Raw genomic sequence first — 21782 nt, forward strand, 5'->3', positions numbered from 1 at the left:
TCTCCATGCGTCCCAGCATAGGGCTCTTTGGCGGTACTTTTGATCCGGTGCATATTGGACACCTGCGTCTTGCGCTGGAATTAAAGCAACAGCTGAAACTGGATCAAATGCACCTGCTGCCCTGTTACTTGCCGCCGCACCGTGCAACACCCGGGGCAAGTGCTTTGCAGCGGGTGGCTATGTTGGAGTTGGCGCTGCAGGATTGCCGCGAGTTGCAGTTGGATACCCGCGAGCTGAAACGCGATACACCTTCCTACACAGTGGATACCCTGGCTGAGTTGAGAGTAGAAACCGGCCCCGATACCAGCCTGGTGCTGTGTATGGGGATGGATAGCTTTTGCAAGCTGGACACCTGGCACAACTGGCAGCAGCTGATTCGTTTGGCGCATTTGGTAGTGGTGGAGCGTCCGGGCTATGAGCTGCCGCAAATTGGCCCTGTGGCAGAGTTGGTGCGTCGGCACAGCGCTGAACCGGCGATGGTGCGCTCAGCAGCAGCTGGCGCTTTGGTAGTCTGTGCGCCGCGCGCCCTGGCAATTTCTGCCACCGATATTCGCGCGCAGCTGCAAGCAGGGCTATCGCCACAATTTTTGGTGCCGGATGCGGTGCTGAATTACATCCATGCACAGCAGCTGTATTGCTAACTTAAAATTTTTTAAACACTTTTATAGGTAACTGAATGTCAGATTTAAACCAAGCGATCATTGAAGCCCTGGAAAACCTCAAGGGCAAAGACATAGTGACGCTCGACGTACATGAACTCACCGATGTAATGGATACCCTGATTATTGCCAGCGGTACCTCCAGCCGTCATACCCGCTCATTGGCGGAAAACCTGGTAGAAGAAACCAAAAAAGCCGGCTTCCGCGCCTTGGGTGTGGAAGGCTTGGAGGCGGGTGACTGGGTGTTGGTGGACTACGGCGATACTGTTGTTCACGTCATGCAGCAGGAAACCCGCGACTATTACGAGTTGGAAAAACTCTGGTCGATGAAACCCGCTAACCGCGTTTAACTGCGGGTTAGGTTAATAGCCAATGCGCATTCGTATTATTGCCGTGGGCACAAAAATGCCTGACTGGGTAGAGCAGGGTTACGCCGAGTACGCCAAGCGTATGCCGCGCGATGTGACAGTAGAGATGCTGGAACTACCGCTCGCCCAACGCGGCAAAAACACCGATATAGCGACAGCCATGGCCAAAGAGGGCGAGCTGATGCTGGCGGCGATTGAAAAGGGCGGCAAAGGGGAACAGGTGATCGCCCTGGATGTCAAAGGCAAGCCCTGGTCTACCGAGCAGTTGGCGGAGAATCTGGCTGGTTGGAAAATGAGTGGCTTCAATTACTGTTTGCTGATTGGCGGCCCCGACGGTCTTGCGCCCGAGTGCCTGGCTCTGGCCTCGGTAAAGTGGTCGCTGTCGCCGCTGACGTTGCCCCATCCGCTAGTGCGCATTGTGGTAATTGAACAGCTATATCGCGCCTGCAGTATTCTGCAAAACCATCCTTACCATAAATAAACTGGTGACTTGCCTCTGTGATGGCAGCTCCCTATCTGTAACCTTTTGATTAAACCCTGGCCCCGGAATGCAAGAAGAGCAACAGTTTAAAGATTACCAGCGCGAGGCAAAACTGTTCCGCAATCGCATTCTGGTGATGGCTGGCTTTATGCTGATTCTGGCCTCTACAGTGGTTTACCGCTATTACGATCTGCAAATCGTTAATCACGAAGAATACGCTACCCAATCCGAGCGCAATCGCGTGCATGTTCAGCCAGTTCCGCCAACGCGCGGGCTTATTTTTGACCGCAACGGTGAGTTACTGGCTGACAACAAGCCCAGCTTTACCCTCTATGTCATCAGTAACAATCAGGCTGAGTTGGATACCACCCTGGATTTGCTGAAAACACTGATCGATATAACCCCGGTGGATCTGGAAAAGTTTTATAAAGCAAAAAAACAGCGCCGCCACGCACTCGACCCTGTGCCCCTGCGTTATCGCCTGACTGAAGAGGAGATTGCAAAAGTTGCAGTGAACCAGCATTTGCTCGAAGGCGTGGAGGTAAATGCCGAGTTGGTGCGCAACTATCCATACCGCGACCTTTTTGCCCATGTGATTGGCTACACCGGGCGTATTAGCGAGAAAGAAGTTGCCGCGTTTACACCTGAGCAAGTGCAGCGTTATTCAGGTACTCACTCGATTGGCAAAAATGGCATAGAGCGCAGTTATGAGGATGTGTTGCTCGGGCAGGTCGGTAGCCAGAATGTGGAGACTAATGCGCGCGGGCGGGTAATGCGGGTATTGGATCGTATCGACCCCAAACAGGGGAGCGACTTGCACCTGTATTTGGATGCCCGTTTACAGGAGACGGCAACCGCGGTGATGCGCGGCCGGCGCGGCGCTGTGGTGGCGATAGATGTAAAAACGGGCGGCGTGCTGGCCGCTGTCAGCTACCCCAGTTTTGATCCCAATTTGTTTGTGACAGGTATCAGCGTGCCCAACTACCGTGCGCTCAATCAAGACATAGATACCCCGCTGTTTAACCGTTTCCTGCAAGCCCAGTACCCGCCCGGTTCAACGGTAAAACCGGTAATGGGGCTGGCCGGTTTGTATCACGGCTTCACCGACGTCAATCGCGCGATTGCCGACCGCGGCTTTTACACTCTGCCTGGTAGTTCGCGCATCTATCGCGACTGGATTCTGGCCAAGACCGGCGGTGGCCACGGCATGGTCAACCTCAAATCCGCGATTGCTGAGTCCTGCAATACCTATTTTTGGGATCTGGGGGTGCGCATGGGAATCGACCATATGAGCAAGTTCGGTTCCCATTTTGGGTTAGGCATGTTGACCGGTATCGATATCCCGAGCGAGCGCAAGGGCGTTTGGCCATCGCGTGAATGGAAACGCGGTGCCAAAGGGCAGGCTTGGTATCCGGGGGATACAGTAAATATGTCTGTAGGCCAGGGCTTTGTGCTCATGACCCCCATTCAACTGGCGGTTATGACCGCCACCATCGCCAATCGCGGGGTGCGCTACCGTCCGCAGTTTGTCCGTCAGATCGGTGATCAACCGCTGGCGCCGATTGTGGAGAGCCAACTGGACACCAAATCGGAATATTGGGATGCCATCTACGAGGGTATGGCAGAGGTAATGCACGGTGCCCGCGGCACGGCGCGGCGAGTATCAGAGCGCGCGGAATATCGCATGGCCGGTAAGTCGGGTACTGCTCAGGCGGTAGGTATTGCGCAAAATGCCAAATACAACTCGGCACTGCTCAAGGAGCGTCATCGCGATCACGCCCTGTTTATCGCTTTTGCGCCGGTCGAGAACCCGCAGATTGCGGTGGCGGTGATGCTGGAAAATGCCGAGGGTGGTTCCAGTCAGGCAGCGCCGGTTGCACGCGCCATGATGGATGCGCACCTGTTGGGTTATTACCTGGGGCAGGATGACTTTGTGCCACCCCTGGGCTTTCACCCCGCCGCGATCATCAAACGCGCCAACAACTATATTGCCGAACGCAAGGCCGCCCGCGAGGCGCAGGCCGCCGCCCAGAGTTCAGCATCGGTATCCTCTGCAGCGGCGGTAGGTAACTGATATGAGTCGTCAGGACTTTTTACGCCGTATGCCGGAAGCCGCCAGTGCCTTTAGCCGGCGCGCACGTTTGGCGGAGCGCTTGCACATCGACTTTTTCTTGTTGGCACTGTTAATGGCGCTGACGGTGATTGGTTTGTTGGTGCTCTACAGCGCCAGCGGTCACAACTTGCCGAGCGTTGAAAAGCAGGCCACTTTTTTTGCAATCGCCTATGCCACTATGTTTACCGTGGCGCAGATTCCGGTGGATTTCATGCGGCGTATGGCGCCTTTTGCCTATGTAGGCGGCGTGATTTTGCTGGTGGCGGTCACCATCTTTGGCAACGTGGCTATGGGCGCGCAGCGCTGGCTGCAGATCGGCGGTTTCCGCTTCCAGCCCTCCGAGATCATGAAACTCGCCCTGCCGATTGCGATTGCCGCTTACTTGAGCGGGCGCTTTTTGCCGCCGCGTTTTAAGCATGTAGTGGCAGTGCTTGGGCTTATCGGCGTGCCTACGGCGTTAATTATCGAGCAGCCTGATCTGGGCACCTCAATCCTGGTGGCCACCTCCGGCATTATGGTGCTGTTTTTTAGCGGCTTGTTGTGGCGTTACATCGCCGCGGCGGTGGTCATTTTTCTCGCCAGCCTCTGGCCTATCTGGCATTTTATGATGCACGACTACCAGCGCCAGCGGGTGTTAACCATGCTCGACCCAACCCAGGATCCGCTCGGTACTGGCTGGAATATTATCCAGTCCAAAACCGCTATTGGTTCAGGCGGTTTATCGGGCAAAGGGTGGATGGAAGGCACCCAGTCGCGCCTGGACTTTCTACCCGAGGGACACACTGATTTTATTATCGCGGTGATGTCGGAGGAGTTTGGTCTGCTGGGAGTGCTATTGCTGCTGACCATCTATGCCATGGTGATTATTCGCGGTTTGATGATTGCAGTGAATTCCCAAAACACTTTCGGCCGCCTGCTGGCGGCGAGTATTAGCTCCACCTTTTTTGTGTATGTCTTTGTCAATATGGGTATGGTGTCCGGCATGCTTCCTGTTGTGGGGGTGCCCTTGCCGCTGATTAGTCAGGGTGGCACTGCTATTGTGGCGCTCTTTGCCGGGTTCGGCATTTTGATGGCTATCTCAACCGAGAAAAAACGGGTGATGACACCACAAGGCTGATGTTAATCCTGATGCCGCTAATTCAATATCGAGGTTTTATCTTGTCTTTTATCCACGGATTTTTCAAAACCCGCCTGTTCAACAAAGCGCTGCCATTGATGCTGGGGGTGGCAATGACCGCGCCTGCTGTTGCCGATTACAGCAAACATCCACTGGCGCCGGCGTTTATCGATGAAATGGTACAACAGCACGGTTTTACTGCCAGTGAAGTGGAGTCGATCCTGCGCAGTGCCGAGAAGCGTCAACCGATTCTGGATGCAATTGCGCGGCCGGCGGAAAAATCCAAAACCTGGAAAGAATATCGCCCCATTTTTATTGTGCCCATGCGCATTACAAATGGGCTTGCCTTTTGGCAGGAGCATCGTGCCGCACTGGCAGCGGCAGAGAAACAGTACGGTGTGCCCGCTGAAATTATCGTTGCGATCATTGGTGTGGAAACCAATTACGGCCGCAATATGGGCAGTTGGAAAGTCATTGATGCACTCACCACACTGGCGTTTGACTATCCTCCGCGCGCGCCTTTTTTTCGCTCGGAGCTGGTGAATTATTTCATCCTCACGCGCGAGCAAAAACATAACCCCCTGGAATTTAAAGGCTCCTATGCCGGTGCTATGGGGTTCGGGCAATTTATGCCGTCCAGCTATCGCAATTTTGCGGTGGATTTCAGTGGTGATGGCTTCACTGATATTTGGAATAACCCAACCGATGCCATCGGCAGTGTCGCCAACTATTTTAAAAAACACGGTTGGCAAAGTGGTAAAGCGGTCGTAGTGCCGGCGCGATTGTCGCAGGCGCGCGCGCAAGTCATCGCCAATGACGCCTTCAATAAAGTGGTGCCACCGGTATTAACCCTGGGCGAATGGAAAAAAATTGGAGTAGTGCCTATTGCCAAAGCCAGTAAAAATTTACCGGCAATCGCGATTGAATTTGATGGTGTAAACGGTTTGGAGTATTGGTTTGGCCTGCAAAACTTTTACACCATTACGCGCTACAACCGCAGCCCCATGTATGCCATGGCAGTCTACGATTTGAGTCTGGAATTAAAAAAAGCCATGAATAAATCCATCAGTAACATGGCGAGGGTGAACTAATGATTCGGGTGGCGCAGGCAACCGCATTTATTCGCAAGTGTCACATTGGTTTGTTGGCGTTGTCGCTGTTACTCGCGGCTTGTTCATCACCTCAAAAAGCGCCGACAGGAAAAGCCAAGCCGCCCCACAATCCCAATGATGGTCGCTATGCCCATGAAAAAGATTTTGGCCCCGATGAAGAGATAGATTTATCCCACGTGCCTGATGCGGTGCCGCGCTACGAAGTGCGCACTATCGCCGGCAATAAAAATCCCTACACGGTGTTGGGCAAAACCTATCACTTGATTAAAGATGAAAGCGCTTACAAAGAGCGCGGTTACGCCTCTTGGTACGGAAAAAAATTTAACGGTTATCACACGTCAAATGGCGAGCTTTACGATATGTACGCCATGACCGGCGCGCATAAAACCCTGCCTATTCCGTCGTATGTGCGAGTGAAAAATTTGGATAACGGCAAGAGTGTGGTGGTGCGTATTAATGATCGCGGCCCTTTCCATGAAGGGCGCATTATTGATTTGAGTTATGCCGCAGCACAGCGCATTGGCATTCACAAAACAGGCACCGGGCGTGTAGAAGTTGAAATTGCCTTGCCCAATGATGCGCCGCCCATTCCTTTGCGCGCCGGTAAAGCCGTGGCCTCGTCAAATGAATCCGCGCTGCCGCCGGGCACTTATTTGCAAGTGGGTGCATTTGCGCAAAAAACCGCAGCTAAACAATTTGCTGCGAATATAGGCACTAAATTAACTTATCCGCTGACCATTCAATCTGCACAGTCCCCCAAAGAAATTCACCGCGTGCGTGTGGGGCCATTCACTAATGCCAAATCCCTACAAGATGCGCGCGATCAGTTAGCGCGCATAAAAATATTTGAAGCTCACGTGGTTTATCAATAATTCCTCAATCAAATTCAGGTTTGATTCACTGCGCTGCATTACTGTTACAATTCGCCATTCTTTTATGTTTCTTGTTTTACAGAGTCTTAGCTCATGATGATTAAACAATTTGTCGCCAGTATTTTTCTCGCCGGTGCAGGCCTTGCGTTTGCGCAGCAGCCCAGTGTTCCGGTTCCCTCTACCACTTTGCCCACCCCGGTACCGGGCCAGGTTGTGCAACAGCAGCCACAGGCTATTCCTGCCGCACCGCAATTAGCGGCAACCGGTTATATTTTGGTGGATGCCACTACCGGCTCGATTGTGGCCGAATACAACTCGGCGCAGCGTTTACCTCCTGCAAGTCTCACCAAAATGATGTCCAGTTATCTGGTGGTGGATGAAATTGAGAAAGGCCGCATTAGCGAGGATTCGCTGGTAAATATCAGCGTCAAGGCCTGGAAAATGGGCGGCTCGCGCATGTACGTCAAAGAGGGCACCCAAGTGCCGGTAATCGACTTGCTGCGCGGTGTAATTATTCAATCCGGTAACGACGCCACTGTAGCTCTGGCTGAATATGTGTCGGGTAATGAAGATGCATTTGTGGACCTGATGAACCAGACCGCCGCTCGTCTCGGCATGGTTGATACCCACTTCGAAAACTCTTCCGGTTGGCCTGCAGAAGGCCATTTGACGACAGCAAAAGATCTGGCGGTGTTGGCGCGCGCCATTATTAATGATCACCCAACCCACTACCCATTACATGCGGAAAAATATTTCACCTACAACAATATTCGTCAGCCCAATCGCAACACGCTGTTGTTTCGCGATGAGGCCGTGGATGGTTTAAAAACCGGTCACACCGACGAGGCGGGTTATTGTTTGGTGGCTTCTGCCAAACGTGACAATACCCGTTTTATCGCTGTTGTGATGGGTACTGCGAGCGAGAGTGCACGCGCGGCTGAAACAGAAAAACTTCTGGCTTATGGCTTCCGCTATTTCCAAACCACATCGCTCTATCAGGCCGGTCAGCAAGTTGGCACCTCCCGTGTGTGGGCGGGCAAAGCCGAGGAAGTGAGTTTGGCAATTCCCAAGGATATAGTGCTGACTCTGCCCAAAGGGCGCGAGCAGTTACTGCAAGCCAAGATGCATGTTAATGAGGTCATCAAGGCTCCGATTGCAGTCGGACAAGAGCTGGGCAACCTCACCGTAGAGCTGGATGGTCAGCTGCTGGTAAACACCCCAATAGTGGCAGTTAATGCGGTAGAAGAGGCGGGCTTTTTTGCTCGTTTGTTAGACAGCTTGAAATTATTCTTCCGCAATTTGTTCAGTTAAGCGCGCGGTTGACCTGGCAGCGCAGTCGGCCGGCTGCGCTGCTGGACTTGTCTGGTGGCGCCTCTTTTCTTTTCTTAGCGATTCTTCTCTTTTACCCTCCCGCTGGTAGTGATCTAATAAAGTCATATTTATTTGAATGAACGTTGTTCAGGCAATAATTGGCCAAGGCAACCCTGCATACGTATTCATCTTGCTCCACTCTCCTGCCTAAAACTACTCTGAGTTGGACGAGATAAAAACAATAACCCTCTCTAAAAGCTGTAAACATCATGAGCAATCCCTGTCTGGCGCTATTAAATAGTGTGTTGGCAGTGCGTTTAAATCCGGCTTCACTGGAGTTTGTAAGGCGCACTCAGGAACAAATTTCCACGGGCGTCACGGATGATCGTTTTACCCAGCTAATTTCTCTGGCGAGCCGCCATATACCGCGGCAACCGCTTGAACCCGGCAGCGAAGACATAAGCGCGGCGGCACAATTAATCCCCGGATGGAATCCCAAAATCTGGAGCTTGCTGGAAACCGTTCGCATTAGTTTTGTCTTGGCGCGCCGCGATTTGGCTGCCGCCGATTTTGCTGATCGTTTTAATCAGTGGTTTCGTTTTGCTGATGAGGGCGAAACCTGCGCTTATTACCGTGCGCTTTGCCTCTTGCCTGAACCTAAACAACATCTGTGGCGCGCAGCGGAAGGTTGCCGCACCAATATGCGTTCGGTTTTCGCGGCAGTCGCCTGTGATTCGCCTTATCCCTTTTTGTATTTTGACGATATCGCCTGGAACCAAATGCTGCTCAAAGCCCTGTTTATTGGTGAGCCGCTGGCGAATATTTATGGTGCGGATAAGCGCCACAACGCCGAATTGCAGGCTATGGTAAAAGACTACGTGGATGAACGCCGCAGTGCCGGGCGCGACATTCCCGCCGATGTGCAACTGCTGTTGGCTTGATGACCTATTTGCCGAGTGACCTTTTGTATTTTTCTGTCAGTGCGACAGCTTTTCACTGGAAACTATTATGAAATTTTTTGATCCGCATATTCACATGTGTAGCCGCACCACTGACGACTACGAAGCCATGGCCGCGGCGGGTATTCGCGCCGTCATTGAGCCCGCGTTTTGGCTGGGGCAACCGCGCACCAACATAGGTTCGTTTATTGATTATTACGCGAGCTTGATTGGCTGGGAGCGTTTTCGCGCCTCGCAATTTGGTATCGCTCACTACTGCGCGATTGGATTAAATTCCAAAGAGGCCAACAACGAAGGTTTAGCGCGCGAAGTGTTGGAAATTTTGCCGCAATTTATTTTAAAAGAAGGTGTAGTGGCGATTGGTGAAATTGGCTACGACGAAATGACCCCCGCCGAAGAACACGCCTATCAAGCGCAATTAAAAATGGCGGTGGATTACGATATGGTGGTCATGGTGCACTCGCCACATCGCGATAAAAAACGCGGTGTTTTGCGCTCCATGGATGTCGCGCGCGAAATCGGTGTGCCTATGCACAAATTAATTATCGACCACAACAATGAAGAAACCGTGCGCGACGTGTTGGATTACGGCGCCTGGGCCGCCTTCACGATTTACCCCAACACCAAAATGGGTTCGGCGCGCATGGTGGAAATTGTGCGCGAATACGGCCCCGAGCGAATTATTGTCGACAGCTCCGCCGACTGGGGCGTGAGTGATCCGCTCTCGGTTCCCAAAACCGCGCAGTTGATGCTGGAGCGCGGTATAGATCCCGCCGCGGTGGAATTAACTACCTGGAGCAATGCGATTGCAGCCTATGCACAGTCCGGTCAAATTGATGTGGAGGCATTGCAGCGCGCGCCGGTGATTGACCAGCGTCAGTCCTACAGTGATAACTCAGTCTTGCGCGGCCAAAAACCCCGCGTTGACGAACCCGTACCCAATTAATATTTGCAGTAAAAAAGATGTCGCAAATTATCCAGCGTTTTAGCGTTAGTTATGAATTTCCGGTGAGCTTTACCCGGCACACTTTTGCGGTGGAAAACCCCGTGCTCTGCGATCTGCTGCGGCGCGCCGGCAATAAAGAGCACAAACTTTTCCCGGTGGTGGATGCGGACGTGTTAAAAAATCACCCGCACATGTTGGATGAACTGGAAGAGTATGCGCGCTGCCACAGCGATACGATCAATTTAATTCTGCCACCCTTGGTGGTGCGCAGTGGTGAGTTGTGCAAAAACGATCCGCAAGAAGTGCAGGAATTTTATCGCCTGACGCAGGACTACAAGATCGACCGCCACAGTTTTGTGTTAGTGATTGGCGGTGGTTCAGTGCTAGATGCTATGGGTTACGCCGCCGCGACCGCGCATCGTGGCATACGGTTAATTCGTATGCCCACCACAGTGCTGGGGCAAAATGATGCGGGCATAGGCGTAAAAAATGCGGTGAATTTTTTAGGTCGCAAAAATTATTTAGGCACTTTTGTGCCGCCCTACGCGGTGATTAATGATTTTGCGTTGTTGCAGACACTGCCCAAGCGCGATCAGCGCGCCGGTATTGCCGAAGCTGTCAAAGTTGCACTGATTAAAGACGCAGAATTTTTTGATTGGCTCTTTGATAATCGCCAACTACTGGCTGAATTTGATGAAGACGCCGTTGCTTATATGATTCGCCGCTGCGCCGAATTGCATTTGCATCACATAGCTACCAGTGGCGATCCCTTTGAATACGGCAGTGCGCGCCCGCTGGATTTTGGCCACTGGTCGGCGCACCGTTTGGAGGAGTTATCCCATCACGATTTGCGTCACGGTGAAGCGGTTGCTATTGGTATTGCGTTGGATTCCCTTTATTCAGCGCAGATGGGTTTTATCAGCACAGCGCTGCAGCAGAAAATTTTTACCACCTTGCAAGATTTGGGTTTTGCCTTAAGTCACAGTGCATTTACCCAGCTGGATATTCACAAAGCCCTGCAAGATTTCCGCGAGCATTTGGGCGGTGAATTGTGCATCACCCTGTTAACCGGTGAAGGCCAAGCCGCGCAATTTAATGAGATAGATGAAACCGTTATGCAGCGCTGCATCGACACTTTGTTACGCGATTTCCCCGCTCACTAGTCATGCGCCAACTTACTTATTGCAGCAATATTCACCCCGGCGAATCCTGGCAAGATGTGCTGGATAACCTAGAATCCCACGGCTTGAGTGTAAAACAACAGGTTTCGCCTAATGCCGCATTCCCGCTGGGGCTGCGCATTGCGCAGCAAGCCAGCATGGAATTGGATGAGCAAAAAATCGCTGAATTCCGCGCTTGGTGCGAACAACATAATTGTTATTTGCTCACCATTAACGGTTTTCCCTACGGCACTTTTCACGATGCTCCGGTAAAAGCCGCCGTCTATGAACCTGACTGGCGCACCCAAGCGCGCGTTAGTTACACCCAGCAGCTCGGCGATTTGGCGGTGGCATTGGCGACACGCACTAGCACCATTTCAATATCCACCGTGCCCATCGCGTTTAAAGCGGGTTTTGCAGAAAGTGATTGGCCGCTGGTGCGCGCGAATTTGCTCGCGGTGTTGGAACATTTGCAGGCGCTGCATCAGCGCAGCGGTATTCTAGTGCGTTTGGCGCTGGAGCCTGAGCCTTGCTGCGTGCTGGAAACCATTGAGGAAACGCTTGAGTTTTTTGCGCGCATGAATTTCCCCGTGCATTTACAAAATTACATCGGCATTTGTTTTGATTGCTGCCATCAAGCGGTGGAGTTTGAAACGGCTGCCGAAGTGCTCGCGCGCTTGCGTGCAGCCAATATCACTATCGCCAAGGTGCAAGTCTCCAGTGCGCTGCGCGCCCAAGGCGACGAAATTGCGCAGCTCATGCAGTTTAACGAGCCGGTGTATTTGCATCAGGCGGTGGCAAAAAATGCCAGCGGTTTACAGCGCTTTAGCGATCTGCCGCAATTACAAACGGCGCTTGATGCCGGTGAACAATTTGATGAATGCCGCGTACATTTTCATGTGCCGATTTTTATCGACCATTTAGGCGCCTGCGGCACCACGCAATTTTTTCTGCGGGATTTTTTACCGCTGCTGGATAAATCCATCCCGCTGGAAGTGGAAACCTACAGCTTTAAAAACCTGCCAGCGCATTTGCGCGATTACCCGCTGGATGTTTCCATTGCGCGCGAATTGCAGTGGGTAAATCAATTGCTCGATCACAATAATTAAGGGTTTTTATGCAACAGACATTGGTTATCAATGTGGTGGGTTTGACGCGCAAGTTAATTGGCGAGCACACGCCCAACTTACAAAAATTGCTGGGCGCGAGTGTGGATATCAAACCCATGGTGCCCGCCGTGACCTGCGCCGTGCAAGCCACTTACCTCACCGGAAAAACACCAGCCGAACACGGCATAGTCGCCAATGGTTGGTATTTCCGCGATTTAAATGAAGTCTGGTTGTGGCGGCAGAGCAACCGTTTAATCCAAGCGCCCAAAATTTGGGATATGGCGCGCGCAAAAGATTCGTCGTTCACCTGCGCTAATACATTTTGGTGGTACGCCATGGCCACGGGGGCAGACTACACCCTAACGCCGCGCCCGCTCTATTGCGCCGATGGCATTAAGTTGCCGGATTGTTACAGCTACCCGCTGGAATGGCGCGAAGAATTATCGCAAGCGCTTGGGCCATTTCCCTTGTTTCAATTTTGGGGGCCAGCGACCTCGGTTAAATCCAGCGCCTGGATTGCCGATGCCGCCATCTGGGTGGAGCAACAAAAATCTCCCAGTTTGCAATTGGTGTATTTGCCGCATTTGGATTACTGCTTACAAAAAGTCGGCCCCCAGGGCGATATCAGCAAAGACCTGCAAGAAGTGGATGCGCTGGTGGGCAAGTTGCTCGACTTTTTTACCGCGCGCCATTGCCGCGTGATTGTGTTATCCGAATACGGGATTGGCGCGGTAGACACACCGGTGCACCCCAATCGCATATTGCGCGAAGCGAATTTACTCGCGGTAAAAACCGATTTGGGGCGCGAGTATTTGGAAACCGCAACCAGTAAAGCCTTTGCCGTGGCCGATCATCAAATCGCCCATGTGTATATTCAAGATGCGCACTTAATTCCGTCCGTTAAAACATTATTTGAACAGCAACCGGGGATCGCGCGGGTGTTGGATGCCGAAGGTAAACGCGAGTTGGGGCTGGATCACGAACGCTCCGGCGAACTTGTTTTGCTCGCTGAGCCTAATGCTTGGTTTACTTATTATTATTGGTTGGATGATAGCAAGGCGCCAGATTTTGCGCCCACGGTTGATATTCACCGCAAGCCGGGTTACGACCCCTGCGAATTATTTTTTAACCCCAAACTGCGTTTCCCCATGCTCACCATGGTAGGCAAAGTGCTGCGCAAAAAATTGGGCTTCCGCTATTTAATGGATGTGATTTCCATGCAGCCGGAGCAGGTAAAAGGCTCCCACGGTTTAGCCTTGTCCGGTGCCGACTCCACGCCGATTTTTATGTCCACTGAAGCCAGCTTGGTTCCCGCTGAACCTATCGCCGCCACGCAAGTGTGCGAGTTAATGTTGCGCCATGTGTTTGATTGATAAGTTTGATTATTTTCTTTGATTAATTGTTTTTTACGCTGGAATTTTCCATGAACATAAAACCGCTGTTGGCGCTGTGCCGCATTAGTAATTTACCGACCGTGTGGATGAATGTGCTCACCGCCATGGTATTAATTCACCAGCTGCGCCCGGAGGCGATTGAATGGCATTGGTTCCCGCTGCTGTCACTTGCGCTCTCGGCATTTTATTGCGGCGGCATGGTGTTAAATGATTTGTGCGATTACCAGTGGGACAAACAGCATCAGCCCTATCGCCCATTAGTGGTGGGCAGTGTAAGCGTAAAAACCGCCGTGATTATTGCGTGCATGCTCTTTGCGCTGGGGTTTTTTATTATCGCGCTTGCGCCTTTTACACAAGCCGGTTTAGTTGCAGCGCTCGCTTTGTTTGCCACCATTGCACTCTACGATTGGGTGCATAAAAAAACCGCTGCCAGTATTGCCATTATGGGCTTGGCGCGCGCGCTGGTATTTGTAGTGGTGCTCATGGCCTTAACCGCAGATTGGTTGCTGTGGGTAGTAGTGGCGGCCGGGGTGCAATTTATTTACACCTTGTCGCTCACGCTGGTGGCGCGCTACGAGCATATTCGCGGTAAACCTTACGCCGGCCCTGTCATCCCCCGCATGATTGCGGCCATGGCGCTGGTGGATGGCCTATTGCTTGCCATTCTTGTTTCGCCTGTGTGGCTATTGGCGGGCGCCGCTATGATGCTGTTAACGCGTGTTGGTCAGCGCTATGTGCGCGGTGATTAAGCGAATTAATTGTGCTGTTTTTTGTACACCTAACAGCGGTTTGTTGTGCCGCTGTTACGCGATGTAACTCTTTGCCCTTGCCCCTGTTTTAATTTCCCTGCCTGTTTTTCTGCATACGTATTCATATTGCCTCCACCGCTGTGACAAAACTATTCTGCACTGGCGATGATTATGTTTTTAACCATTCCGTGTTAGCGCAATCATCCGCACTCAAACACAATGAAAGAAAAATTAAACAATAAAGAAGTTCGGGCAAGTTTCACCCTGCGTTGTTTCTGCGTTGCTGCGGATCAGCGCCTTACAAAATACTCTTACGTTACAAAAGACTATGGATCCGGTACGCAACAGTTGCGGGTTTTACTGTGGCTGGGTAGCGGCATACTTTTGCTTAATGCTTTCCTGATGTGAATTGCGCGCTTAAAAAGCAAGCGAAACACCATCGATTAATTGCATCAATCAATTGCATGGAGTTTGGGCGATAGCTCCGCCCCTGCGTTTTTTAAATAAAAACCAATTCACATAACAATAAATATTTTCAGGTGCCGGCGGTTCGCTGTTGGTTATCTGATTACTGGTAGGAAGATACTATGCGTAAGTTATCAACCTGTTTTGCAGCAAAAGGGTGGCTAACTCTTTTGTTAAGTGTGATTGCTTTAGCTTATTCCCACGCGAGTTTTGCGCAGTGGAATAATGCTTACTTTCGCGGTACGCCCAATAATTGGTCGGCAACCGCTATGACCAAAAACACGGCAACAGGCCTGTGGGAAACCCGACAAAATTTTGCCGGCACCAATGCGCGCTTCAAAGTTAGCCGCTATACGGATAACTGGAATGAAGCTTATCCCGCGCAGGATTTTTTAATTGCGACGCTGGGTGATTATCACATCGCTTTCAACGACACCAGCAAAGCAATTTCAGCGGTCAGGTTGTCTGCCAGTGTTGCGGCGACCAGTGTTTGTTTTAACAACCCCAATAATTTTGCTAACCCGACTATTTATTTTTGGGCGCCCACACCCAGTGGTGCGGTGTCCAATTTACCGGCATGGCCCGGTCGCGCCATGACCAAGGTGGGCAATTATTTTTGTTACGACCTTGCTAGCCATTTGGTAAACGGTGTTTTGCCAACATCGCTCGGTGTTATTTTCAGCAACAACGGCGCCAACCAAACTGCCAACCTGACGTTTAACGGTTCAGGTGCGGGTGCCGGTTGTTATGAAAATGCGGTGTGGAAAAGTTTGCCGCAGTGCGGTTTTTATCTGACCAGCGCCGCATCATCCTCAAGTGTGAGTTCGGCGATTGCATCCAGTATTGCAACAAGTGTTGCTTCAAGTGTGGCCTCATCGGTAGCGCAAACCATTAGTGCCAACTCAATTTGTTTTAACAACCCCGCTAATTACGCCAACCCCTCAATTTATTTTTGGAACCCAATTCCTGCTGGGTCCCTGAGCCCTTTGCCCGCTTGGCCTGGTAAGAGTATGACCAAGCGTGGCGTTTTTTATTGTTACGACTTTAGCGCTGACTTGGTAACTGGTGTTATGCCAACCTCGCTGGATATTATTTTTAATAACACCGGTGCACCACAAAGCGCTAATTTGAAATTTACTGGCGCTGGTTGTTATGAAAATACCGTTTGGAAAACTCTGGCACAGTGTGGCTTTAGCACGGTAGCGGCGTCTTCATCGGTAGCTGTGTCCAGCAGTGCTGCACCTAGCTCTTCAAGTGCACCATCCAGTGTTGCGCCCAGCTCTTCGGTAGCAAGCTCTTCTGCGGTTAGTTCTTCGGTAGTAAGTTCCTCAGCCGTTGCCTCCAGTGTTGCTGCCACCAGCACGACTGTGTATTTCAAAAATACCGCCAACTGGGCGAGTGTAAACCTGCACTTTTTTAACGCGGTTCCCGCGCGCACCGGCAGTGTTTGGCCGGGTGTTGTTATGCAGCGGTTGAGTGCCGGTTCCAATTTGTTTAGTTATCAGTTCACCGGTTCGCTCACGTCTGCCGGCATGGTATTTAGCGCCAATGGCAACCCGAAAACTGGCGATTTAAATTTTGTCGCGCCTAACACCTGTTATGACTTTGGCACCACTTCCTGGAAAACACCGGCTGCCTGTGGTGTGCCTACGCCCCTGGTGGCCAATGCGGGTGTGGATCGCAAAGCCAACCAGAACACCCGTCAGGCACTCTCTGCCGCGGCCTCAACCGGTGAATACACCACTGCCAGCTGGACTAGCCCGGCCTGGACAGGTGCGCTGGTGGGCAAGCAAGTGGTCACCCCGGTACTGGCCAACACTGGCAATGTCACCGTGACCCTGACCCTGACCGCTGCCAATGGCGCCACGGCTACCGATACCATGGTGATCAACGTGGTTGCCGCCACCCAAGGTTTGCCTGAGCGCCCACAATTGGCTGCGCCCTTGGGCTTCCCCATCAATGGCACCGTGAGCAGCGGTAAATACCGTTTTGTGAATGCCTTCCCGGCGCTGGAGTCCTACTTCTTTTCACCGGTGATGGTCACTAACGATGGCCTGAATGACTTGGTGTACGTGGTGGATAAAGAGGGTGCCATCTACGCCTTCCCCAACAAGGAATCGGTAGTGGCGAGCGAAGTGCGCAAGCTGCTCGATATCAAAGCGACCGTGCTCAACAACAACGAGTCCGGCATGCTCAGCATGGCCTTTGACCCCAACTATGCCAGCAACGGTTTTATTTACATCTATTACATTTTTGGTGAGACGGATAACTTCTATCCGCGTACAGATGGCATTGTGGGCGGTAAAACCGGCGATGCGATTATCGAGCGCTGGACAGTTGATAACCCGGCCAACCCCACTTCTGCCGGTTCCAAGGTTGAGCTGCTGCGCATCCCGCAACTGGGTGAAGACCACAAAGGCGGCATGATGCAATTCCACCCCACCGAGGGCTACCTCTATGTGGGCATAGGCGAGGGCGGTTATGGTCACAGCGCCTTCCCGCAAAACCCGCTGCCGAGCGATCCTTACCAGCGCCGCCACAACAACAGCGCGCAAGACCCGACTACCCTGCGCGGCAAGTTTATCCGCATCCAGCCACTGGCTACGCCGGTAAATGGCAAGTACTACAGCGTACCGGCAGACAACCCCTTTGTGGGTCAAGCTGGCTATTTGCCAGAGATCTGGTCCATGGGGCATCGCAACCCCTGGCGTTGGGCGTTTGATACCGATGCACCCTACACCTTGTGGGAAACCGAAATCGGGCAGGACACTGATCTGGCCTATGAGGAAGTTAACATCATCACCAAAGGCCAAAACTATGGCTGGCCGGTGTGTGAAGGCACTCGCAACCGTGGAGCACTGGGTGGTGCGGCCGGTAAAAACTGCCTGACCGACTATGTACCGCCGCGCGAGGGTTATGGTCGCACCTCCGGTGTGTCCATCATTGGTGGTTTTGTCTATCGCGGCACCCAATTACCGGCGCTCAATGGCAGCTTTATTTTTGGCGATTACGTCACCAAGCGCCTCTGGTCAGTCAGCAATGACGGTCAGGCGAAAAAGCTGATCAGCGAAGCCTTCCCCTATTACATCTCGTCCATTGGTAAGGATTTGCAGAAAAACCTGCTGATCTCCAGCCACGGCCGCGAGCTGGGTGGGCCATCCAGTATTTTCAAAATGGTGGATGATGATGTGGCAACCGCCCAGATTCCTACCAAGCTCTCGGCAACTGGCCTGTTTGCTGATCTGACCAACCAGATCCCGGCACACGGGGTTATTGAGTACTCACTCAACAGCGGTGGCTGGTTCGATGGCGGCAAGATGCGTCACTTCATCGCTCTGCCCAACAGCAGCAAGGTGGGCTTTGACCCCACGGCGCTTTGGTCATTGCCGGTCGGTTCGGTAGTGGTAAAACACCTTGCCGTTGCGACTGCCACCAATGCGAACAAGCCTTTTACTACCTCGGTGTTGTTCCGTCAGGAAACCGGCTGGCAGGCGGCTAACTACTACTGGAACAGTGCTGGCACCGAAGCTGACCTGGTTACCGAATCGGCAGTGGTACCTGACGGTGGTTCAGTGAACGTCACCCGTAAAGTGGAAACCGGCAGCACTTGTGGCGGTTGTCATAAAAATACCGAAGGCCAGTTGACCCCCTTGGCGCTAAGCAGCCGTCAGCTCAATGGCAGCTTTGATTACCAGGGCGTTAACGCCAACCAACTGACAGTGCTCAATAGCATCGGCCTGTTCAGCAGCGCCATTGGCAATGCCAGCAGCTACGCACATTTCGCGGCACCCACAGATAGCAGCGCCAGCCTGACCGAACGCGCCAAGGCTTATTTGGATGTGAACTGCGCCCACTGTCACGCCGGCACCTCTGGCGGTATGGATCTGCGTTTTGATACCGCTTTGGAATCCATGCGTGTTATGAGCCAAAACAACCGGGTGATTCCGGGCATTCCGGCCAACAGCAATATCTACAAATACCAGACCGGGTCGGGTATGCGTATGCCCTTTGGCTCTACCGTGACTAACCCCCAAGCCGAAGCCCTGTTCCGCAATTGGATCAACGCGCTGGGTGTGGATGTGGTGCAAACCGGTGTGGCCCTGAGTGCAACCAAAACCAGCGCCGAGGTGAATGAAGTCATCGGCCTGAGCTTGGCGATGGTGTACAGCAACAGCACCCAGCTGCCCGCCGTGGGCGAGGTGAGCTGGAGCTCCAGCAACCCGGCGATTATCTCTACCGCCGGCAAAACCGGTGCGTCTATCAACCTGACCGCACTGGCTACCGGCACTGTGACCATCACCGCCAGCAGTGAAGGCTTTAGCAATAGCATCACCCTGGAGGTAGTACCGCCGTCCAACCCCATCACGGCACTCACTATTGTGGGGCGCGCCAACCTGCGCTTGCTGGCGGGCGAAACCCACCAGCTGGCACTGGTAGCAACGGCGGCCAATGGCCCGCAGGGCATGACCTCGCGCGTGGTCTGGACGAGCAGTAACCCTCAGGTGGCTAATGTCTCCGCCACTGGTTTGGTAACGGCAGGTACCACTGCCGGCACCGCGACCATAAGCGCGCTCTATGGCGATTTGACCACCAGCTACACAGTGACGGGTTTGGGGCAGGGGCAGTATGTGTATGTGAAAAAACCCGCTACCTGGAGCACGGTTTCAGCCTACGTCTGGACCAACCAAAATGGCGTGGAAACCGCGCGCACTGGCCCTTGGCCGGGTGCGGCAGTCACCGAAGTGGCCAGTGCCTATGGCTCCGGCTGGCTGCGCTTGGTAATCCCCGCCAGCTGGGCAAATAGCAGCGGTGTTACCAACCTGATTTTCAGCAACGCCGGCGCCAACCAAACCGCCAACCTCACCGTGACCCAAGCGCAGCCGCGCTGGTACGACAATGCCTGGCTCGCTGCTGAGCCGGCCGCTGCCGCCGTGGAAACCGGCACCCAGATTCAGGTGGGTAATGGCACCGCGAGCATCGGCACCAGCGGCAACCTGAGTGGCAAGTTGTTTGTGGCCGGCACCCTGCTGGACATCAAAGCCAACCCCGCCGGCCCAGGTATGCAGTTTGTACACTGGGAGGGCACAGGCGCTGCTTACCTGTTGGATGTCACCCAGCCCGATACCAAAATGGTGGTTGGCAATGCGCTGTCGCTGACCTTGCTCGCGGTGTTTGATACCGTGACCGACCAGCATGAAGTGGCGCGCGGCCATTACCAAAGTCAGGGTTGCGTTGCCTGTCATGGTAGCGATGGTTTGAGCGGCACCTACAAACTCAGCAATCAAGCCTTGGCGAGCCGCTATACCCAGCAACAACTGGCGGATTACATCGCCACTAACATGCCTAAAGATACCGGCGGCACCAGCCTTGGCACCTGCACCGGCAGCTGCGCCACTAGCATCGCTTCCATGATTCTGGCGGACGCCATACTGCCACCGGCCGGTGTGTGTGATGCCGAAAGTCTTGAGGATGTGATCCCGCAAGACCGTAGCTTCCGCTTGCTGTCGGCGCTGGAATACAACAACTCAGTGCGCGATTTGTTGGGCTTGACCAGCAACATTGACGTCACCAGCGGGCGCATCCCGGCGGATCTGGCGGTTAACGGCTTTAAAACCAACGCCAATGCCGTGTTCACCAACGACTACGCCAAGGGTTACGTACTGGCCGCAGAAGCCGCCGCCGCACTGGTCACTAACCTCTACAGCCTCACTCCCGGCTGCAGCAATGCGACCTGTTTTGTGCAGAACTTTGGCAAGCGCGCCTTCCGTCGCCCACTGAGTTCAACCGAGGTGACCAAACTGGTCGCACTGCACACAGCGCAAGGTGATCTGGCATTGCTCACGGCGATTTTGTCCTCGCCCGCCATGCTCTATCGCTCGGAAGTTGGTGTGCCCAAGGGCAACTACTACGAGTTGACCGACTATGAAGTTGCCACACTGCTGTCCTACACCTACTGGGCGACTACGCCGGATGCGAGCCTTATGGCCGCAGCCGATGCCGGTCAGTTGAGCACCCCGGAGCAAATCGCCACCCGCGTGCGCGCCATGCTGCAAGACCCCAAAGCGCAGGTTGCCTTTGAGCGGTTTATCACTGGCTGGTTGGATTTGGATAAAGAGATCAAAACCACCGCCATTAGCAGCAGCCTCAAAGCGGACATGAAGGCCGAGACCATTGAGTTTGTGAAGCGCACTGTATTTGGCGGCGGCAACTACAAAGACCTGCTCACCGCTAACTACAGCTACATGACCCAGCAGATGGCCAACCACTACGGCCTGACCTGGCCGGGCGGCAGTGGTGTGCAGCGGGTGGATTACAGCGGCGTGAACGCCGAGCGCCGCGGCGTATTGGGTCATGCCGGTATTCTGGCGATCCAATCCGCGTCAGAGAAAACCCACCCGGTGAAACGCGGTCTGTTTGTGCGCCGCAGCCTCCTGTGTCAGGACTTCCCGCCACCACCGGTTGGTGCGGAGCTGAAGCCGCAGGAAGACCCGAGCCTCACGGTGCGTGAGCGCTTTGAAAACGCGCACTTGCAGCAGGGCTGTGAGTCCTGTCACCAGTACATCGACGGCATAGGTTTTGGTTTGGAGAATTACAACGCCCTCGGCTTGTATGTCACCACCGAAACCACCGACAACGGTCTGGTAAAAGCCATCAACTCACTGGGTGAAATTGGCAGCCTGAATTCGGCGGAAACTTATTTGTCCGAATCTGAACCTGTGACCATGTATCACGGTATGGATGAGCTGACCGAGCTGCTCGCGCAAAGCCCCAATGCGCAAGCCTGTTATGCGCGCCAGTGGTATCGCTACGCGCGCGGCCAGCGCGAAGAGGCCAGTGACAGTTGTACCTTGCAAGTATTTGGACGTGATTTCAAAAACGCCAGCAACGCCAACCTGTTGGACTTGATGGTGGAATTCACCCAAACCAAAAACTACATTTTGCGCAAATAATTGCCGAGGACATCCGC

The 21782-nt window shown here is 53.2% G+C and carries 16 protein-coding genes; all 16 read left to right on the plus strand.

The features are described 5' to 3' along the window. The first annotated feature begins 5 nt into the window (after window positions 1-5). The 16 genes from nadD (at window position 6) to ACFODX_RS11175 (ending at window position 21765) form a co-directional block, all read left to right on the plus strand. Window positions 6-641 carry a nicotinate-nucleotide adenylyltransferase gene (nadD, locus tag ACFODX_RS11100; RefSeq protein ID WP_378119060.1) on the plus strand — a complete coding sequence of 212 codons (636 nt, stop codon included), beginning with the start codon at window positions 6-8 and terminating at the stop codon, window positions 639-641. Between the two features lie 35 nt (window positions 642-676). Continuing rightward, the gene (gene rsfS / locus ACFODX_RS11105; RefSeq protein WP_378119062.1) at window positions 677-1009 is read left to right on the plus strand and encodes a ribosome silencing factor; all 333 of its coding nucleotides are present in this window, start codon (window positions 677-679) and stop codon (window positions 1007-1009) included. 22 nt (window positions 1010-1031) lie between these two features. Then, window positions 1032-1508: a 23S rRNA (pseudouridine(1915)-N(3))-methyltransferase RlmH gene (rlmH, locus tag ACFODX_RS11110; RefSeq protein WP_324258420.1), complete on the plus strand. Its 477-nt coding sequence runs from the start codon at window positions 1032-1034 to the stop codon at window positions 1506-1508. 67 nt (window positions 1509-1575) lie between these two features. Then, window positions 1576-3582, plus strand: coding sequence for a penicillin-binding protein 2 (gene mrdA / locus ACFODX_RS11115; RefSeq protein WP_378119064.1), 2007 nt, complete (start codon window positions 1576-1578; stop codon window positions 3580-3582). A gap of 1 nt (window position 3583) precedes the next feature. Then, window positions 3584-4738: a rod shape-determining protein RodA gene (rodA, locus tag ACFODX_RS11120; protein ID WP_378119067.1), complete on the plus strand. Its 1155-nt coding sequence runs from the start codon at window positions 3584-3586 to the stop codon at window positions 4736-4738. Between the two features lie 98 nt (window positions 4739-4836). Next, a complete protein-coding gene (gene mltB, locus ACFODX_RS11125) occupies window positions 4837-5829 on the plus strand; it encodes a lytic murein transglycosylase B (protein ID WP_378120087.1) in 993 nt (330 codons plus the stop codon). Further along, entirely contained in the window at window positions 5829-6722 is an 894-nt protein-coding gene (locus ACFODX_RS11130) for a septal ring lytic transglycosylase RlpA family protein (protein WP_378119069.1), read from the plus strand. Before mltB ends, ACFODX_RS11130 begins: the two co-directional genes overlap by 1 nt. 93 nt (window positions 6723-6815) lie before the next feature. Further along, entirely contained in the window at window positions 6816-8033 is a 1218-nt protein-coding gene (locus ACFODX_RS11135; protein WP_378119071.1) for a D-alanyl-D-alanine carboxypeptidase family protein, read from the plus strand. Window positions 8034-8302: 269 nt separating this feature from the next. Next, window positions 8303-8974, plus strand: coding sequence for an EboA domain-containing protein (locus ACFODX_RS11140; RefSeq protein WP_378119073.1), 672 nt, complete (start codon window positions 8303-8305; stop codon window positions 8972-8974). A 67-nt stretch (window positions 8975-9041) separates the two neighbouring features. Then, complete coding sequence (locus ACFODX_RS11145) at window positions 9042-9938, plus strand: TatD family hydrolase (RefSeq protein WP_324258412.1); 897 nt, start codon at window positions 9042-9044, stop codon at window positions 9936-9938. A 17-nt stretch (window positions 9939-9955) separates the two neighbouring features. After that, complete coding sequence (locus tag ACFODX_RS11150) at window positions 9956-11101, plus strand: 3-dehydroquinate synthase (protein WP_378119075.1); 1146 nt, start codon at window positions 9956-9958, stop codon at window positions 11099-11101. Between the two features lie 2 nt (window positions 11102-11103). Then, the gene (gene eboE / locus ACFODX_RS11155; RefSeq protein ID WP_378119077.1) at window positions 11104-12207 is read left to right on the plus strand and encodes a metabolite traffic protein EboE; all 1104 of its coding nucleotides are present in this window, start codon (window positions 11104-11106) and stop codon (window positions 12205-12207) included. Between the two features lie 8 nt (window positions 12208-12215). Continuing rightward, entirely contained in the window at window positions 12216-13580 is a 1365-nt protein-coding gene (locus ACFODX_RS11160; protein WP_378119079.1) for an alkaline phosphatase family protein, read from the plus strand. A gap of 50 nt (window positions 13581-13630) precedes the next feature. After that, a complete protein-coding gene (locus ACFODX_RS11165) occupies window positions 13631-14350 on the plus strand; it encodes a UbiA family prenyltransferase (protein ID WP_378119081.1) in 720 nt (239 codons plus the stop codon). 219 nt (window positions 14351-14569) lie between these two features. After that, window positions 14570-14758 carry a hypothetical protein gene (locus ACFODX_RS11170; protein ID WP_378119083.1) on the plus strand — a complete coding sequence of 63 codons (189 nt, stop codon included), beginning with the start codon at window positions 14570-14572 and terminating at the stop codon, window positions 14756-14758. Between the two features lie 179 nt (window positions 14759-14937). Continuing rightward, the gene (locus ACFODX_RS11175) at window positions 14938-21765 is read left to right on the plus strand and encodes a starch-binding protein (RefSeq protein WP_378119085.1); all 6828 of its coding nucleotides are present in this window, start codon (window positions 14938-14940) and stop codon (window positions 21763-21765) included. The last annotated feature ends 17 nt before the right edge of the window (window positions 21766-21782 follow it).

This window comes from Cellvibrio fontiphilus, assembly GCF_042646205.1.
Classification (GTDB): Bacteria; Pseudomonadota; Gammaproteobacteria; order Pseudomonadales; family Cellvibrionaceae; genus Cellvibrio; species Cellvibrio fontiphilus_A.

Bases quoted from the DNA above. Each gene is read 5' to 3' on its own strand.
- nadD (WP_378119060.1), top strand. From the start codon at position 6: ATGCGTCCCAGCATAGGGCTCTTTGGCGGTACTTTTGATCCGGTGCAT.
- rsfS (WP_378119062.1), top strand. From the start codon at position 677: ATGTCAGATTTAAACCAAGCGATCATTGAAGCCCTGGAAAACCTCAAG.
- rlmH (WP_324258420.1), top strand. From the start codon at position 1,032: ATGCGCATTCGTATTATTGCCGTGGGCACAAAAATGCCTGACTGGGTA.
- mrdA (WP_378119064.1), top strand. From the start codon at position 1,576: ATGCAAGAAGAGCAACAGTTTAAAGATTACCAGCGCGAGGCAAAACTG.
- rodA (WP_378119067.1), top strand. From the start codon at position 3,584: ATGAGTCGTCAGGACTTTTTACGCCGTATGCCGGAAGCCGCCAGTGCC.
- mltB (WP_378120087.1), top strand. From the start codon at position 4,837: ATGCTGGGGGTGGCAATGACCGCGCCTGCTGTTGCCGATTACAGCAAA.
- ACFODX_RS11130 (WP_378119069.1), top strand. From the start codon at position 5,829: ATGATTCGGGTGGCGCAGGCAACCGCATTTATTCGCAAGTGTCACATT.
- ACFODX_RS11135 (WP_378119071.1), top strand. From the start codon at position 6,816: ATGATGATTAAACAATTTGTCGCCAGTATTTTTCTCGCCGGTGCAGGC.
- ACFODX_RS11140 (WP_378119073.1), top strand. From the start codon at position 8,303: ATGAGCAATCCCTGTCTGGCGCTATTAAATAGTGTGTTGGCAGTGCGT.
- ACFODX_RS11145 (WP_324258412.1), top strand. From the start codon at position 9,042: ATGAAATTTTTTGATCCGCATATTCACATGTGTAGCCGCACCACTGAC.
- ACFODX_RS11150 (WP_378119075.1), top strand. From the start codon at position 9,956: ATGTCGCAAATTATCCAGCGTTTTAGCGTTAGTTATGAATTTCCGGTG.
- eboE (WP_378119077.1), top strand. From the start codon at position 11,104: ATGCGCCAACTTACTTATTGCAGCAATATTCACCCCGGCGAATCCTGG.
- ACFODX_RS11160 (WP_378119079.1), top strand. From the start codon at position 12,216: ATGCAACAGACATTGGTTATCAATGTGGTGGGTTTGACGCGCAAGTTA.
- ACFODX_RS11165 (WP_378119081.1), top strand. From the start codon at position 13,631: ATGAACATAAAACCGCTGTTGGCGCTGTGCCGCATTAGTAATTTACCG.
- ACFODX_RS11170 (WP_378119083.1), top strand. From the start codon at position 14,570: ATGAAAGAAAAATTAAACAATAAAGAAGTTCGGGCAAGTTTCACCCTG.
- ACFODX_RS11175 (WP_378119085.1), top strand. From the start codon at position 14,938: ATGCGTAAGTTATCAACCTGTTTTGCAGCAAAAGGGTGGCTAACTCTT.